Origin of the sequence: Microbacterium sp. PI-1 (assembly GCF_004337555.1) — a bacterium.
GTDB lineage: Bacteria > Actinomycetota > Actinomycetes > Actinomycetales > Microbacteriaceae > Microbacterium > Microbacterium aurugineum.
Window position 1 is genome coordinate 113491 of sequence record NZ_SJYZ01000005.1, and the last position, 13574, is coordinate 127064.

Annotated in this window: 18 protein-coding genes and 2 tRNA genes; 18 read left to right on the forward strand and 2 right to left on the reverse strand. The window is 66.6% G+C overall.

All coding sequences use genetic code 11. The features are described 5' to 3' along the window. Positions 1 to 9: 9 nt before the first annotated feature. The 8 genes from E0W80_RS06660 (at position 10) to E0W80_RS06695 (ending at position 5881) form a co-directional block, all read left to right on the forward strand. Entirely contained in the window at positions 10 to 978 is a 969-nt protein-coding gene (locus E0W80_RS06660) for a glycosyl hydrolase family 32 (RefSeq protein ID WP_131491854.1), read from the forward strand. Positions 979 to 987: 9 nt separating this feature from the next. Further along, a complete protein-coding gene (locus E0W80_RS06665; protein ID WP_131491801.1) occupies positions 988 to 1479 on the forward strand; it encodes an FBP domain-containing protein in 492 nt (163 codons plus the stop codon). A gap of 46 nt (positions 1480 to 1525) precedes the next feature. Beyond that, on the forward strand, positions 1526 to 2326 hold the full coding sequence (locus tag E0W80_RS06670) for an enoyl-CoA hydratase/isomerase family protein (protein ID WP_131491802.1): 801 nt from the start codon (positions 1526 to 1528) through the stop codon (positions 2324 to 2326). A 115-nt stretch (positions 2327 to 2441) separates the two neighbouring features. Continuing rightward, entirely contained in the window at positions 2442 to 3437 is a 996-nt protein-coding gene (locus E0W80_RS06675; protein WP_131491803.1) for a hypothetical protein, read from the forward strand. Further along, positions 3434 to 4228, forward strand: coding sequence for an inositol monophosphatase family protein (locus E0W80_RS06680; protein WP_131491804.1), 795 nt, complete (start codon positions 3434 to 3436; stop codon positions 4226 to 4228). The genes E0W80_RS06675 and E0W80_RS06680 overlap by 4 nt, the downstream gene beginning before the upstream one ends. 121 nt (positions 4229 to 4349) lie before the next feature. Beyond that, on the forward strand, positions 4350 to 5633 hold the full coding sequence (locus tag E0W80_RS06685; RefSeq protein WP_131491805.1) for a M23 family metallopeptidase: 1284 nt from the start codon (positions 4350 to 4352) through the stop codon (positions 5631 to 5633). Between the two features lie 68 nt (positions 5634 to 5701). Then, positions 5702 to 5773, forward strand: a tRNA-Thr gene (locus E0W80_RS06690). A gap of 34 nt (positions 5774 to 5807) precedes the next feature. Then, positions 5808 to 5881: transfer RNA gene (locus E0W80_RS06695), tRNA-Met, on the forward strand. Positions 5882 to 6802: 921 nt separating this feature from the next. On the opposite strand, the gene E0W80_RS06700 is transcribed toward E0W80_RS06695, so the two are convergent. Then, positions 6803 to 8446, reverse strand: a complete 1644-nt coding sequence (locus E0W80_RS06700; RefSeq protein ID WP_165875412.1) for an AAA family ATPase — start codon at positions 8444 to 8446, stop codon at positions 6803 to 6805. Positions 8447 to 8637: 191 nt separating this feature from the next. On the opposite strand from E0W80_RS06700, the gene E0W80_RS06705 reads away from it, so the two are divergent. Further along, positions 8638 to 8973 (forward strand): L-rhamnose mutarotase, encoded by a 336-nt coding sequence (locus tag E0W80_RS06705; protein WP_131491807.1) that lies wholly within the window; start codon positions 8638 to 8640, stop codon positions 8971 to 8973. Between the two features lie 20 nt (positions 8974 to 8993). On the opposite strand, the gene E0W80_RS06710 is transcribed toward E0W80_RS06705, so the two are convergent. Continuing rightward, positions 8994 to 9305 carry a hypothetical protein gene (locus tag E0W80_RS06710; protein WP_227992007.1) on the reverse strand — a complete coding sequence of 104 codons (312 nt, stop codon included), beginning with the start codon at positions 9303 to 9305 and terminating at the stop codon, positions 8994 to 8996. Positions 9306 to 9491: 186 nt separating this feature from the next. Between E0W80_RS06710 and E0W80_RS06715 the strand changes: the two genes are divergently transcribed. The 9 genes from E0W80_RS06715 (at position 9492) to E0W80_RS06755 (ending at position 13551) form a co-directional block, all read left to right on the forward strand. Continuing rightward, positions 9492 to 9935, forward strand: a complete 444-nt coding sequence (locus tag E0W80_RS06715) for an Asp23/Gls24 family envelope stress response protein (RefSeq protein ID WP_047520882.1) — start codon at positions 9492 to 9494, stop codon at positions 9933 to 9935. Then, the gene (locus tag E0W80_RS06720) at positions 9932 to 10123 is read left to right on the forward strand and encodes a DUF2273 domain-containing protein (RefSeq protein WP_047520813.1); all 192 of its coding nucleotides are present in this window, start codon (positions 9932 to 9934) and stop codon (positions 10121 to 10123) included. The genes E0W80_RS06715 and E0W80_RS06720 overlap by 4 nt, the downstream gene beginning before the upstream one ends. Further along, a complete protein-coding gene (locus tag E0W80_RS06725) occupies positions 10120 to 10461 on the forward strand; it encodes a hypothetical protein (protein WP_131491809.1) in 342 nt (113 codons plus the stop codon). Before E0W80_RS06720 ends, E0W80_RS06725 begins: the two co-directional genes overlap by 4 nt. Continuing rightward, positions 10458 to 11024 (forward strand): hypothetical protein, encoded by a 567-nt coding sequence (locus tag E0W80_RS06730; RefSeq protein WP_131491810.1) that lies wholly within the window; start codon positions 10458 to 10460, stop codon positions 11022 to 11024. The genes E0W80_RS06725 and E0W80_RS06730 overlap by 4 nt, the downstream gene beginning before the upstream one ends. Next, positions 11021 to 11638, forward strand: coding sequence for a hypothetical protein (locus E0W80_RS06735; protein ID WP_131491811.1), 618 nt, complete (start codon positions 11021 to 11023; stop codon positions 11636 to 11638). The genes E0W80_RS06730 and E0W80_RS06735 overlap by 4 nt, the downstream gene beginning before the upstream one ends. Before the next feature lie 89 nt (positions 11639 to 11727). Next, positions 11728 to 11901, forward strand: a complete 174-nt coding sequence (locus E0W80_RS06740; protein ID WP_047520821.1) for a CsbD family protein — start codon at positions 11728 to 11730, stop codon at positions 11899 to 11901. Between the two features lie 119 nt (positions 11902 to 12020). Further along, entirely contained in the window at positions 12021 to 12587 is a 567-nt protein-coding gene (locus E0W80_RS06745; RefSeq protein WP_047520823.1) for an RNA polymerase sigma factor, read from the forward strand. Further along, complete coding sequence (locus E0W80_RS06750; RefSeq protein WP_131491812.1) at positions 12584 to 13204, forward strand: Asp23/Gls24 family envelope stress response protein; 621 nt, start codon at positions 12584 to 12586, stop codon at positions 13202 to 13204. Before E0W80_RS06745 ends, E0W80_RS06750 begins: the two co-directional genes overlap by 4 nt. Continuing rightward, positions 13186 to 13551, forward strand: a complete 366-nt coding sequence (locus tag E0W80_RS06755; RefSeq protein WP_131491813.1) for a hypothetical protein — start codon at positions 13186 to 13188, stop codon at positions 13549 to 13551. Before E0W80_RS06750 ends, E0W80_RS06755 begins: the two co-directional genes overlap by 19 nt. Positions 13552 to 13574 lie beyond the last annotated feature (23 nt).

Here is a 13574-nt window from a genome sequence, read left to right on the forward strand (position 1 = left end):
GGAAACACCGTGTTCGACCTTCCCGATTCGTGGGTATGGGACTTCTGGTTCGCCGACGACGGCGAGCAGTACCACCTCTTCTTCCTCTACGCCTCGCGCGCGCTGCACGACCCGGAACGGCGCCACTACCGCGCCTCGATCGGTCACGCGACCTCGCTCGACCTCGTCGAGTGGACACGGGGACCGGATGCGCTCGTGCGCGGTGACGCTCCTGCGTTCGACGACCTCGCCACCTGGACGGGTTCGACGGTGCGGCACCCGGACGGGACGTGGTTCCTCTTCTACACGGGCGCGAGCCTGAGCGACGGGGGCAAGAACATCCAGTCGATCGGGTATGCCACCTCGTCAGACCTCGTCGAGTGGCACAAGGCACCGCATCCGGTGCTGAACGCGCAGGCCCCCTGGTACGAGACGGTCGACAGCGGCGCGTGGCACGACGAGGCCTTCCGCGACCCGTGGGTCTTCCCCGACCCCGAGGGCGACGGGTGGCACATGTACATCACGGCTCGTGCACCTCATGGACCCGTCGAGGGCAGGGGAGTGATCGGCCACGCGTGGTCGGCCGATCTTCGCGAGTGGGAGTTGCGTGAGCCGTTGAGCGTGCCCTCCGACGACGGGTTCGGGCAGTTGGAGGTCGTTCAGGTCGAGGTCGTCGACGGTCGCCCCGTTCTCCTGTTCTCGTGCCTGGCGGAGCACTCGATGCCGTCGCGGCGACCGGCTGCGGGAGGCACCTGGGCGGTGACCGCGGACAGTGTGCTCGGACCCTTCGACATCTCTCGCGCCGAACCCTTGACCGGTGACGACCTCTACGTGGGCAGGCTCCTGCGCCGTCGCGATGATGGGCGGTGGTTGCTGTTCGCCTTCCGCAACCGTGGTGATGACGGGCACTTCGTCGGGGGGATCACCGACCCGATGCCGGTCGAATGGGTCGAGGGGCGTCTTGCCGTGCGTGAAGCCCTGGCTGGCAGGCGTTCGTAGACTGGAGCGATGCGACCGCTCACCGAAGCCGACGTCCGGGCATCGTTCGTCAACGCGGATGCGGAGGAGCTGCGGATCATGGAGATGCCGCATGACTTCCTGCTCGTCGATTGGGACTACCTCGACTTCTTCGCCTGGTCGGATCCGAATGCGAGCCGCCGCGGCTACGTCTTGATCCCGCTGGAGGAGACGGTCGTCGGGATCGTGCTCCGGGCCACCGAGCCCGGGCGCGGACGATCGGGGATGTGCGACATCTGCCACACGATGCAGCCCGGCAACCAGATCTCCCTGTTCTCCGCACGCCGCTCGGGCCAGGCCGGGCGGCGCGGCGATTCGGTCGGCACCTACATGTGCGCCGACCTCTCCTGCCACGAGAACGTACGTCTCGCCCACCCGTTGGCACCGAACGAGGTCAGGGCACCGGGGCAGGCCGACCTGCGCCTGGACGGGACACACCGCCGGATGGAGCGCTTCGTCTCGCAGGTCTGGGAGCGCAGCTGATCGCGGCTACGCTGGACCCACACGTCCTGTGCTCGAAGGAGACGCCATGAGTGATGCCATCCTGTTCGCCGTCGAAGAGGGGATGGCCCGGCTCACGCTGAACCGCCCCGCCCGCCTCAACGCGTTCAACGCCGACCTCGCACATGCGTGGAAGGACGCGACCGCCGAGGCGACATCGCGCGCCGATGTGAAGGCGATCCTGATCGATGCGTCCGGCCCCGCCTTCTGCGCGGGGGGCGATGTGATCGACATGGCCACGACGATGGGAGCTTCCGGCGCAGAGATCACCGCGCTCGCCGAGGTCATCAACACCGGTATCCGTTCCCTGACGGAATCGACGGTTCCCGTGGTCGCCGCCGCGCACGGCACGACGGCGGGCGGGGGTCTCGGCATCCTGCTCTCGAGCGACTATGCGGTCGTCGGCTCGCGGTCGAAGCTCGGGAGCCTGTACGCGAACATCGGCCTGACGCCCGACCTCTCGGTGTCGGCCCAGCTCGCGCGCGCCGTCGGCCAGAGGCGCGCACTGCAGTTGGTGCTGCAGGATCGTCTGCTGCCGGCCTCGGAGGCGCTCGACTGGGGACTCGTGGCCGAGGTCGTCGAGGGGGAGGATTCCGTGGCCGAGGCCGCCCTGGTGCGGGCGCGTGGCGAGGAGATCGCCCGTTTCTGGCTGGCGGGGGCCGCCGACGCGTACGGACAGGCGAAGCGATTGGTCCGTTCCCAGCCCGAGCGCTCCTTCGCCGAGCAGTTGAGCGAGGAGGCCCGCTCGATCGGCGCAGCGCTGGAGACCCCGGACGCGCAGGCGCGGGTGGCTGCATTCGCCGCCTCGGCCGCCAAGAGGGCCGGCTGACTTCTTCTGCTCCGCCCCGTGCGGACGGTGACTTTCCCCAACCCGTGCGGTGGCCGCGGTATCCGGCGGTGGGCGTGGCAGGATGAAGGCATCGCCGCTCGACGAGAGGATCGCCATGTCCCAGCCGGACATCACCACACCGCAGCCGCAGAGTGAGAAGAAGAATATGTCGCTGCTGATCCGAGGCTCTCTCTGGATCGCCATCGGCGCTCTGATCGCCGCTGCACTCGTCTGCGTCGTCTGGGTGCTCGTCGGGGATCAGGACGGACTGATCGGCCGAGCCTTCCTCACGATCCTCCTCCTGGCGGCCTTCGCGGGGATCGCGATCGCCGAGGCGGGGCTCGCCCCGAACCGTCCCGACTGGCTGCAGCTGGCCAGCATGGTGAGCTGGATCGTCGCGCTCCTCGTCGGCGCCGTCAAGATCTGGCTCCCCGAAGACGGCATGTACTTCGGAGCCGAGCGCTTCTTCCAACTGCTGCTGGTCATCGGCATCCTGCAGCTCGCGCTCGTGCACGTGCGACTGTTCACACCGGCTGCCCAGCGCTACGTCACCACGTTCACACGAGTCATCTACATCGTCACGATCGCCTTCCTCGGTGGCCTCGTCGGCATGCTCGTGTTCTTCCTCGCCTTCCCGAACACGTTCGAGTACGGCGCGCTGTACTGGCGGATCGTCGTCGCCCTCACGATCCTCGTCGCCGTCGGCACCACGCTCATCCCGCTCCTGAACGCGCTCTTCGCGCCCAAGAAGACACCGGCCGTGTCGGGCGTCGGATCCGCGCCGTCCTGGCCGACCTATGCCGATGGCATCACCCCGCTGCCGGTGCTTCCCGACTCGTCGCCCGATTGGACGGCGTACTACACCGGGTACCCGACGGTCACGGCACAGCAGTCGCTCCCGGCGGCCCCGGCCGCGAGCTTCCCCGTCGTGCCGCAGCCGGTGGAGCAGGTGTACGCACAACCCGCGCCGCCACAGGCCCCCGGTGTGCACACGATGCCGCCGACGCCCGGTGCCGTGGAGCAGCCCCCGGCGCCGAGGCAAGAGCCCTCTGCGTTCCCGCCTCCTCCGCCCGCGCCGCAACCGCCCGCGCCGCAGCAGCCCGCGCCGTGACCCTCGCCGGAGAGCTCGGCGAACTCGCGACGGAGATCGCGCGCGAAGCGGGAGACCTCGCGCGCAGACGCCGACAAGGGGGTGTGCGTCTGGCGGCGACCAAGTCCACGCTCGCTGACATCGTCACGGAAGCGGACCGCGAGGTCGAGGCGCTCATCCGCGATCGCCTACGCGCTGCCCGCGTGGAGGACGGTTTTCTCGGTGAGGAGTCCGGGGCCGAGGTCGGAACGAGCGGGATCACCTGGGTCGTCGACCCGATCGACGGCACCGTGAACTATGCGTACGGCATCCCGGCCTACAACGTCAGCATCGCCGCCATCCGAGGCGAGCCCGACCCCGAATCCTGGGAAGCTCTCGCCGCCGCGGTCAACGCGCCCGCGCTCGGTGAGATGTTCACCGCAGCCCTCGGTCACGGTGCGTGGTCAGACGGCGCCCGGCTCTCGGTCACGGCGGAGACGCCCGCCGGAGCGCTCCTCGGTACCGGCTTCGGCTACGACCCTGCGACCCATGAAGGCGACCTCGCCACGGTGGCGCGGGTGATGCCGATGGCGCGTGATGTCCGTCGGATGGGAGCGGCCGCTCTCGACCTCGCGTATGTCGCTGCGGGTCGCCTCGACGGCTACTTCGAACGCGGATTGCGTCCGTGGGACCATGCCGCCGGTGGGCTCCTGGTGTCGGAGGCCGGTGGAGTCGTGTCACGCACCGACGTCGAATCCCCGCGGCCCATGCTCGTCGCGGCGGGACGCGACGTGCACGACCGACTGCTCGCGATCCTGGGAACGGAAAAGTGAATGATCCATGGCTTTCCCAGGGTGGCCAGGGTAGTGTTTTACCCGATCGTTACTCTCACCACCCGAAGGTGAGAGTTTGAGTTTGCGCCCCCGAGCTGACGCACGACCCGAGAGAAACGCTTTGCCCTTCGAGAATCCCGAGGCTGCCTCTGCGCCCACGCGCCGGTCCAGCCGACTCCGCATCGCGGCCTCCGAGGCCTCTGCGGCGGGAACGACGGGACCCCTCTCCACGGCTGATTCCACTGCCGTCGCCCTCGCCGCCGTCGCTCCTCTCTCTCGTCGCGCTGCTCGCCAGCGCCAGGCAGCCGGCGCGGACGCCGCCGAGGTTCCGGCCGAGCCGTTCATCGCCACGACTCCCGCGCCGATCATCGCCGACGTCCCGGCATCACCGGTCGTCGTCGAGACCGCAGCCGACTCCGTCGATGCCGCAGACCCTGACACGGTCGCGCCTTCCGTCGAGTCGCCGGCACCGGCGGAACCCGTCGCGGCGGCCGCGCCCGAAGATAATGTCGACGAGTTCGAGCGCGCATCGCGCGCCTTCCGCACGGGCTCGGTTCCCGTCGTTCCGGCGTCCGTCCGGACGTCGGCCACGCACACGCCCGCATCCGTGCCCTCGGAGTCGGTCGAGTCCTCCGAGTCCGCGCACGTCGCGCCGCGCCGTCCGCGCAGCATCCGCAAGCTTGTGACCGTGGGGGCGACCGTCGGTGTGATGAGTCTCGCCGGACTCCTCGCCGTCTCCATGACGCTTCCTGCGGAGGCAGTGGCGGCGGTGCAGGGCCGCACTGCGATGTCAGCGACCTCGCTGGTCTCGTCCGCGGGTGCCGACGCGAAGGATTCTGCCGCCGCAGAGATCCAGGCGTTCGTCGCACCGGGCGCAGTCGAGAACGAGTCTCTCGCTCGTTCGGATGACTTCAGCACGGTTTCGCTGGTCGAGGTCGCCGCCGAGCAGGGCATCAACTACTCGGGTGAGGTCTTCACGAACGACCCCGACGCCGCCATCCAGTGGCCGTTCCTCGTCGGGGTCGGCATGAGCTACGGATACGGCATGCGCAGCGGGCGTCTGCACGAGGGCATCGACTTCGTCCCCGGTGACGGTGCGCCCATCCAGGCGATCGCCGACGGCACCGTCCGCATCGCGACGGAGCAGGGCGGCGCCTTCGGTGTCACGGTCTACATCGACCACGTCATCGACGGCCAGGTCATCACCAGCCACTATTCGCACATGCAGTACGGGTCTCTGCAGGTCAAGGCGGGCGACACCGTGAAGGTCGGCGACATCGTCGGCAAGACCGGCAACACCGGCCGCTCCTACGGTGCCCATCTGCACTTCGAACTCATCGTCAACGGATCGACCATCGATCCGATGCCGTGGCTCAAGGCGAACGCCGGTCGAACCTCGTATTGACCCGCCTCGATTTCATGGGGACGCCACAGTGATGGTATTCTCGTACGGTTGCCCCGCGAGGGCAGCACGCCCCGATAGCTCAGTGGCAGAGCACTTCCATGGTAAGGAAGGGGTCGTCAGTTCAATCCTGACTCGGGGCTCGCAGCATTCTTCTCACACGGATGGATGCCGTGCGGCAGGGTAGCTCAGTTGGTGAGAGCGCACGACTCATAATCGTGAGGTCGCGGGTTCAAGCCCCGCTCCTGCTACAGATTCAAACCCCCGGATTTCCGGGGGTTTTGTCGTATCTGGAGCGGGATCTGGGATGCTGCTGCGGACGTTGTGCAGCTCTCGTGACGGTCAACGGCGCGACGACGACAGATGCTTAGCGGCGCCTACGGGGCCTCGACGGACGCTCCAGTGGCGAGCCGATTCCGACGACGTGCCACCATCCGCAGTAGTGGCATCGCATCGCGCGTACCGGTTTGTGCGCGCGTCGGGCTGCTGCGATCGCTTCAGCCTCGGAGCTGATCACAACGCGGGCTGTGGGGCATCTCACGGTCATGTGAGGAGATTAGCTGTGACGACCGACATCGGTACCGCCGTTCCGGCTGCTGCCCCGTTGCAGCGTGCACAAGTTAGACTTCCATTACGGCGGGCAGTAGCCCTCGGAGCCTGGCAGTCTTCCGGATGGTATGACGAGCCAGGCTCACGTGTTTCTACAGCCGGGTGACCCGGGACTCGACAATCGTGCCGACGCGACGTATCCAATCGCCCCCGTTCGAGTAGCACCAGGCGACGGCATCGCTTACCCAAGGGCAGCGGATGCTCATGTGGAGCGACATGCCGACACTGCATCCCTGATGACCGAGCGAGACGGGATCACTTCGGCGACAGAAGCCGATCGGCACGTTGCAGAGAATCGTCTCGTTCGATGATCAGTTGCCCGACCCCAGCACGGACGGCCTCCACATCGAGCGCCAGGTGAGAGTGGGCGAACCTCGTTTTCGGATCGTTGTTTCACGTCCCAGACAGACATGCGCACGTTGAGAGCGCACATGCGCGAAAGGGGCTGACGGCGTCGGCTGTCACGCTTGAAGTGAATGCGACGCTGGCCAGGCTTGAGGAGATCGCAGAGTGCCCGCTCGGGTGCTTGCGCGGCTACGACCGCGGAGGCGGTCGCGACACCGTTATGTGTGGGCGTTCGCACGCTCAATGAGAGCGATCACCGCGTTGACCTGCCTCTTGAGGTTCAGAGGCCACTCATCCCCCCATGACTGCACCGCAGCTCTTGCGACAGCGGTCTTACTCGGGCGCTTAACGCCGATTCGGTCAGGGGCTAGAGGATTAGACCACTGCGTCTGCGGCTCGAATCTTTTGGAAGAAACGCTCGGGTGCGATCGTTTGACTGCCTCAGACAAAACGCTCTCAGGAACATAGTTCTCGATCGTGTAGCCAGCTGTGACCCAGGCGACGCTCGTCTCCGAGTCTTGACGCAGCGCCTCGATAACCCGTCGCTTGCTGGCGTTCAGCTTCGCGCCTGACCGACGACGATCGGAATCGATCAAGACGGCCATGTATCTGTTCAGAGAGCGCAGAGAGATAAACTCGTCCACCTCATCCCGATCTAGTGGAGAAAGTTCGCTTAGGAGAGATCCACCATAGAACATGATCGAATAGTGCAGTCCCTCGACGAAAACTCCCGGTTTGATCTTCTCAATCCAGTGCTTGAGATAGGTGCGATCCGATGGACCCTCCACCCACAACACCGCGTTCGTCTGTACGAGATCGGACGGCCGATACCCCAGATCTGCGCATACCGCAGCTCGCTCGCTCGCGGATCCCGCATAGCGGATTGAGGACGTGCCACCCGAGCGAGTGATATGAAAGATCGCGCCCAACTCAGAATCCAACATATGTGCGGAGTGAGTTGCTATGAAGTACTGGTTCGAGGTGCTAGAAGCTAAATAACGCAGGAGTTTGCGTTGCAGCATTGGGTGGAGGTGAACCTCCGGCTCCTCTATGCAGACCACAGAATCTTGGATAATCGTACCTGCGGCAGCCAAAATCACCACCTCATGAACGCCGGTACCTACGTATTCGATTGGAAGGGTATGACCTTGCTGGGTTACATGAATCGTCGACAGGTCGTGAGGTACGTCAATGGTTACGGTATCGTCGTCCATCACCGCACGAACGAATTCTTGAATGGACTGAAACAGTTCTTTGTCGGCTAGCCGTTGCGTACTGGGCGCTTGGAGCTCAAGCAACCTGCGTTTAATACTACGGCCGTTGAAGTCGGGCTCATCGTCGCTCGAGTCCGATATTTCACGTATACCTTCAACCCGGAACACCGGTGGATGCTTGGGTTGCCGAGACGCAAGCACGTTGATCACCCTGCGGGCATCACCGCCGTGACCGCCGCCGGTGGTGTTAGTCAAGGCGCCAGATAGTTCAGACGCGAAATGGTCGCGGCCGATAGCCTGCGCCCACTCCTGATAGAGCCCGTCGACGACCTCGCCCGGTACGCTTCCGAGCCACAGGTACCGACTTGAAGCTTCGCCGACCTCAAGTTTCATCGCGGAGATGAAGTCGTTTAGCTTCTCATCGAACGCTCGGACACGCCCCGAGGAATCAAGCCAATCAGCGACCGAAGCTCGATCGTGCGCAACGAGCCGCACAGGTCGATGCTCGGCATCACCAAGCGGTCGATCCCACGCTCCAGGGCCGACGTCAGCGCCTAGAGCGCTCGCCACGGCGCGGAGCACATTCGACTTCCCTGTGTTGTTCTGTCCCGCGATCAGGTTGATCTTTGCGAGGGGCGCGAGCACCATCAGTTCACTTGAAGCGAAGCTCCGATAGCCAGCGAACGCGATGCCTCTCAATGGTTCCACATGGTCATCATGCCCCAAACCCACTGAAATCACAGTCAACCAGCTTTGACCACCCAGACATCCGACCTTTCCCTTGACAGGGTCTCGGCGCGCGGACATCATGTCCTGTGGACGTCGTCACGAGGAGAAGCATGCGCATCGCCCTGCATTCAGTGATCGCCGAGGGGGCGATCGAGGACTATCGGTCCCATCACGCCCGGATCCCGGATTCTCTGCGCGACCTGTTCGACGTCGCGGGCATCCACGACTGGACCATCTGGCGCTCGGGGCGCAACCTCTTCCACCTCGTCGAGTGCGACGACTTCGAGGCGACGATGCGCATCGTCGAGGCCTCCCCGGCGAACGATTCCTGGCAGGCCGACATCGGGCGCTTCGTCGAGGGGTTCCACGGTCCGGACGGTGAAGAGGGGTTCACGCCCATCGAACAGGTCTGGGCACTCGCGGCGCAGCGCGCCACCGGCAGCTGAGCACACCGGGCGGTCGCGTGTCAGCGGAAGGGGTTCCGACCGGGATCCGATCGCCGTGGCGGCGGGTGATGCGGGATCTGGATCGGACGCGTCGCGCGTGAGGCGTCCTGGAACCGTCGCACCGCGTGCAGGACCTCTTCCGCGGACGAGTAGCGCAACGCGAGCGGGAGGTCGCGCCGCCACAGGACCTCGACCTCGGTCGGGGCATCTTCGAAGATCGTGCAGACGACGCGGCGGTGGTCGTCCGTCGGGTAGTGCAGATCGTGGATCGCCCAGTCGGTCGCCGTGACCTGCACCAGGCTGAACCTTCGGTCCGGATCGTGCTCCATCATTCTCCTAGCTGTCCCCACGGTGAAGCATGCGCGATCGGCGCCCGGAGGGGGAGCCCCTTGACAGATGCCCGAGACTTCTTCGGATCATTTTGTGACGTTTCTCGGTCGGCATCCGTCATAGGGGTGTCGCTGACCTGCGGCCCGCACTCCTCAACGGAGGCGGAGACATGGATGAAGGAGCTCAAGATGGCGAACGTGACTGGTGGCGCCCAGCCCAAGGCTCAGGTCGTCGCACCGCAGTCGGGGACTGCTGCGGGCAAGACGACGATCGAGGACGCGGTGGTGGCGAAGATCGCCGGCATCGCCGCACGCGAAGTGGCGGGCGTGTATGCACTCGGCGGGGGAGCCGCCCGAATGGTCGGTGCGATCCGTGACGCCCTCAACACGACCGATCTCTCTCAGGGGATCAGCGTCGAGGTCGGCGAGACGCAGGTCGCGGTCGACGTGACGATCGTCGCGGAATACCCGGTCTCGCTCCAGAAGGTCGCGGACGAGGTTCGCGCGGCCATCCACCGCGCGATGGTGGAACTGGTCGGCATGGAGGTCGCCGAGGTCAACGTGACCGTGAACGACGTGCACATCCCCTCCGATGACGAGGACGAGGGCACGCAGGAGGCGCGAGTCCAGTGAATGCATCGGTGATCGGCGCGGCGGCCGCCGCAGTGCTGGCGCTCACCTGGGTGGCCCTGGGGTTCTGGGCGTTCCTGCTCGTGGCGTTGGCGATGCTGCTCGGAGCGGTCGCCGGCCGCATCATCGACGGCCGGCTCGACGTCCGCGCACTCGCCGAGGTCTTCCGAGGCCGGCGCTCCTCGTCATGACCGACGAGGAGGCGGCTCCGGCGCCGGAGGACGTCGTCGTGGGGACGACGACCATCACGGCCCGTGCGCTGCAACGACTCGCCGTCGGCATCGTGCACGACGTCGCTCGGGTATCGACCCGTGACGTCGGGGTGCAGCTGTCCGACCGGCGAGGTGCCGTGCGGATCTCGGTCACCGTCCCGGTGGCCCCGGAGCACGGGCTGAACCTGGTCGACAGCGGCGAAGAGCTTCGGCGAGACCTGATCGAGAAGATGCAGACGCTGGGCGGTCGTGAGGTCAGCACCGTGGACATCCGATACTCGGGCGTCCGCCGCAGGACGGAGAAGAGGGTGAGATGACGAACGAACAGGCGATATACCGGCGCGTGCTCCGTCGGGAGACGCACGCGCCCCGCACCATCCCGGCTGCGGTGGTCGCATCGATCGGCGTCGTGTCGGGCCTCGCTCTCCTCGCGGGAGGAGTGTGGTGGGTCGTCGACGCGGGCTTCCGTGACAGGGTCGCTCGAGAGTTCGATGCGCTCGCCGCAGGAGCAACGGCACAGGCTGTGCCCTTCGGGGTGGGCGTACTCGTCGTGCTTCTCGCTCTCGTGCTCCTTGCGCTCGCGGTCCTGCCGGGACGTCGCCACCGTCGTGCGCGAACGACCGAGCGCACCGCTCTGCTCGTGGACGACGGGGTGATCGCTGACTCGGTCGCCGAGGCCGTGGCCCGACGCGTGGGCGTCGATCGTGGACGCGTGGCCGTGACCGTCGGCAGGCGTGACGTCGCAGTCAGAATCACCCCCACCAGTGGCGTCCCCGTCGATCGGTTCGGAGCCGAGACGGCTGTGAAGGACGTGCTCTCGGGGATCGGATTCGTGGCGGCTGCTCGCGTCAGCGTGGATGCGCAGGGAGTGATCGCATGAACGCCACGAACCGCCTGATGAATCGACTGCTTCTCTTCGTCACCGGCGCGATCCTGCTGGCGGCGGGCGGTCTCGCCCTCGCTGCGGGGGTGCTCGCCGGCGGGGACGCGCCCCCGTGGCTTCGGCGCCCGACATCTGTGGTGTCGGCCGCGGTGGAGACCGCTGCGACGTGGACGTGGCAGATCCCGGGCGTCGGTCCGGTATCCACTGTCGTGATGCTCATAGCGGCAGCGGCCGTGCTCCTCGTCATCGCCCTCATCGCTTTCCTCGCCACGCGGAGACGCGGCAGGGCGAAGGCCGTGCTCGAGGTCGATGGCGCAGGCGGACGGACGACGGTCGATCGGAACGTGGCCGAGGAAGTGCTGACGGACCCGCTGATCCGCCGACCCGACGTGCTCTCCGCCCGCGCGGCTGCATACCGCGTCGGAAGGAAGCATGCCGTCGCCTTGGCGATCACCGTGCGACCCGGCGCTCCCCTCGGTGCGATCGTCGCCGCGACGGAGAAGGCCGTTCGAGAGTGGGACCACCTCCTGGGCGCCCGCATCCCGATCCTGGTGCATCTGTCGGATCGCCGGTGGCGCGATGCGTTCCGGTCGCCCACGAGGGTGCAGTAGGCGGTGTGACCGCCGCAAGAGACCAACACGCGGAGACCCCGCGTGATTATCCGACCTCGAACCCGGGGGCGCTGAGGAAAGGAGACGCCATGGGCGCAGAAGACAAGATCAAGGCCGCTGCGGAGAAGATCGCCGGAAAGGCGAAGGAGACCGTCGGCAAGGTGATCGACGACGACAAGCTCGTCGCCGAGGGCAAGGCCGAGCAGGCCAAGGGCGGTGTCCGTGACGCGGCAGAGGACGTCAAGGACGCGTTCAAGAAGTGACGGGTACGGGGAGAGGCTCGTGCGAGCCTCTCCCCGATCTCGCGCGGATAGGCGGGAGATGATCCGATCTGATCGGGCGTCCGTTCCGAATTGCCTAGAGGGGCGGAGGGGTGGGGTGGATGGAAGACGAACGCTTTCGCAGGGCGCTCGAGCACGCGGACGACGCCATCGTCGCCGGTCGTGCGATGGATGGGGACGTCGAGGCGTTCGCGGTCCTCGTGCGTCGGTACTCGCCGATGATGCGCGCATACACGCAGCGGATGCTGAACGCCTCAGCCGATGTGGACGACATCGTGCAGGAGACGTTCGTGACCGCCTGGCAGCGATTCGGCGAGCTCGACGATCCGGCCAAGGTGAAGAGCTGGCTGATGAGGATCGTGAGCAGGAAAGCGGTCGACCGCATCCGCGCGACCCGGCCCGCCGTCGACATCGATTCGATCGACAGGCCGGCACCGCTGCACGCGTCACCGTCCGCAGTGGTCGAGGTGCGAGCGGGGGTCGCGGCGCTCGGGGCAGCTCTTCGAGAACTGCCCGACGCGCAGCGGGAGTGCTGGATCCTGCGGGAGATCGGCGGCTACTCGTACGAGGAGATCTCCGAAGAGCTCGGAATTCCGGTCTCGACGTCAAGGGGGCTGCTCGCCAGAGCCCGCAGATTCATGATCGTACGGATGGAGGAGTGGCGATGACCGACGACAAAGAGACGCCGAAGGCCCGCCGGCTCAGCCTGGCGCCGACCGATCTCGACGGGCACACACTCGACGAGCTCACCGACTACCTGGAAGCGGGGAGGCAGCCCGCCGATCGTTCGATCGACGAGTCGCCCGGCTGTCAGCTGGCGCTCGACGCGCTGGAGCGCCTGCATGGACTCGGCGCTGAACTGATCGCGGCGGAGACCGCGGCTGAGCCGGAGGTCGACGAGAGCTGGGTGGACCGCATCCTCAGCGGCATCGCGATCGACGCCCGTGCCGGCCGTCGCATTCCCTTCGCTTCCATCGACCCGGACGTGGACCTCGGGATCACCGAGGGTGCCGTGCGTGGCCTCATCCGCGCCGCGGAGAAGGTGGTGCCCGGACTGCTGGTCGGACGGTGCCGACTCGACGGGGACGTCACGACCGCGAACGCCCCGATCCGTGTCGAGATCGATGCGAGCGCGATGCACGGGCAGTCGATACCGGTGGTCGCCGAGCAGCTGAGGAACGAGGTCGACCGCAGCCTCCGCGCACACACCGAGCTCAACATCGTCGCGATCGACATCGCGATCCGAGACATCCGGGAGGTGTCGTCATGGACCGACGAGCGATGATGACGCCCGAAGCCTGCGCAGAGCTGGCCGCGTCGATCGAGGAGACGATACGGACGACACCGGGTGTCCGGAACGTCTATCGGTCAGGGTCCCTGATCTCCAACCTGTTGCGCGTGGGGGCCGCGGCCCTGGGCGTGCGCAAGGACGACGAACCGATCGTGGCGGTGGCCCCGGCCGGCGAGGGCGTCGCCGTGGAGGCGTCGATCGGTGTGGATGAGGACGCCCCTTCGGGCGAGACCCTGCGCGCCGTCCATGCCGCCGTCGCCGCGCTCCTCGCTACGCGCGGTGTGGGACACGACAGCATCACACTCACCGTGGTGCACGTCCAGTCCCGCGCGACGACGTAGCCGCGGATGAGGCAACCGAGTGC

Bases quoted from the DNA above. Each gene is read 5' to 3' on its own strand.
- E0W80_RS06665 (WP_131491801.1), top strand. From the start codon at position 988: ATGCGACCGCTCACCGAAGCCGACGTCCGGGCATCGTTCGTCAACGCG.
- E0W80_RS06670 (WP_131491802.1), top strand. From the start codon at position 1,526: ATGAGTGATGCCATCCTGTTCGCCGTCGAAGAGGGGATGGCCCGGCTC.
- E0W80_RS06675 (WP_131491803.1), top strand. From the start codon at position 2,442: ATGTCCCAGCCGGACATCACCACACCGCAGCCGCAGAGTGAGAAGAAG.
- E0W80_RS06700 (WP_165875412.1), bottom strand. From the start codon at position 8,446: ATGGTGCTCGCGCCCCTCGCAAAGATCAACCTGATCGCGGGACAGAAC.
- E0W80_RS06705 (WP_131491807.1), top strand. From the start codon at position 8,638: ATGCGCATCGCCCTGCATTCAGTGATCGCCGAGGGGGCGATCGAGGAC.
- E0W80_RS06710 (WP_227992007.1), bottom strand. From the start codon at position 9,305: ATGATGGAGCACGATCCGGACCGAAGGTTCAGCCTGGTGCAGGTCACG.
- E0W80_RS06715 (WP_047520882.1), top strand. From the start codon at position 9,492: ATGGCGAACGTGACTGGTGGCGCCCAGCCCAAGGCTCAGGTCGTCGCA.
- E0W80_RS06725 (WP_131491809.1), top strand. From the start codon at position 10,120: ATGACCGACGAGGAGGCGGCTCCGGCGCCGGAGGACGTCGTCGTGGGG.
- E0W80_RS06730 (WP_131491810.1), top strand. From the start codon at position 10,458: ATGACGAACGAACAGGCGATATACCGGCGCGTGCTCCGTCGGGAGACG.
- E0W80_RS06735 (WP_131491811.1), top strand. From the start codon at position 11,021: ATGAACGCCACGAACCGCCTGATGAATCGACTGCTTCTCTTCGTCACC.
- E0W80_RS06740 (WP_047520821.1), top strand. From the start codon at position 11,728: ATGGGCGCAGAAGACAAGATCAAGGCCGCTGCGGAGAAGATCGCCGGA.
- E0W80_RS06745 (WP_047520823.1), top strand. From the start codon at position 12,021: ATGGAAGACGAACGCTTTCGCAGGGCGCTCGAGCACGCGGACGACGCC.
- E0W80_RS06750 (WP_131491812.1), top strand. From the start codon at position 12,584: ATGACCGACGACAAAGAGACGCCGAAGGCCCGCCGGCTCAGCCTGGCG.
- E0W80_RS06755 (WP_131491813.1), top strand. From the start codon at position 13,186: ATGGACCGACGAGCGATGATGACGCCCGAAGCCTGCGCAGAGCTGGCC.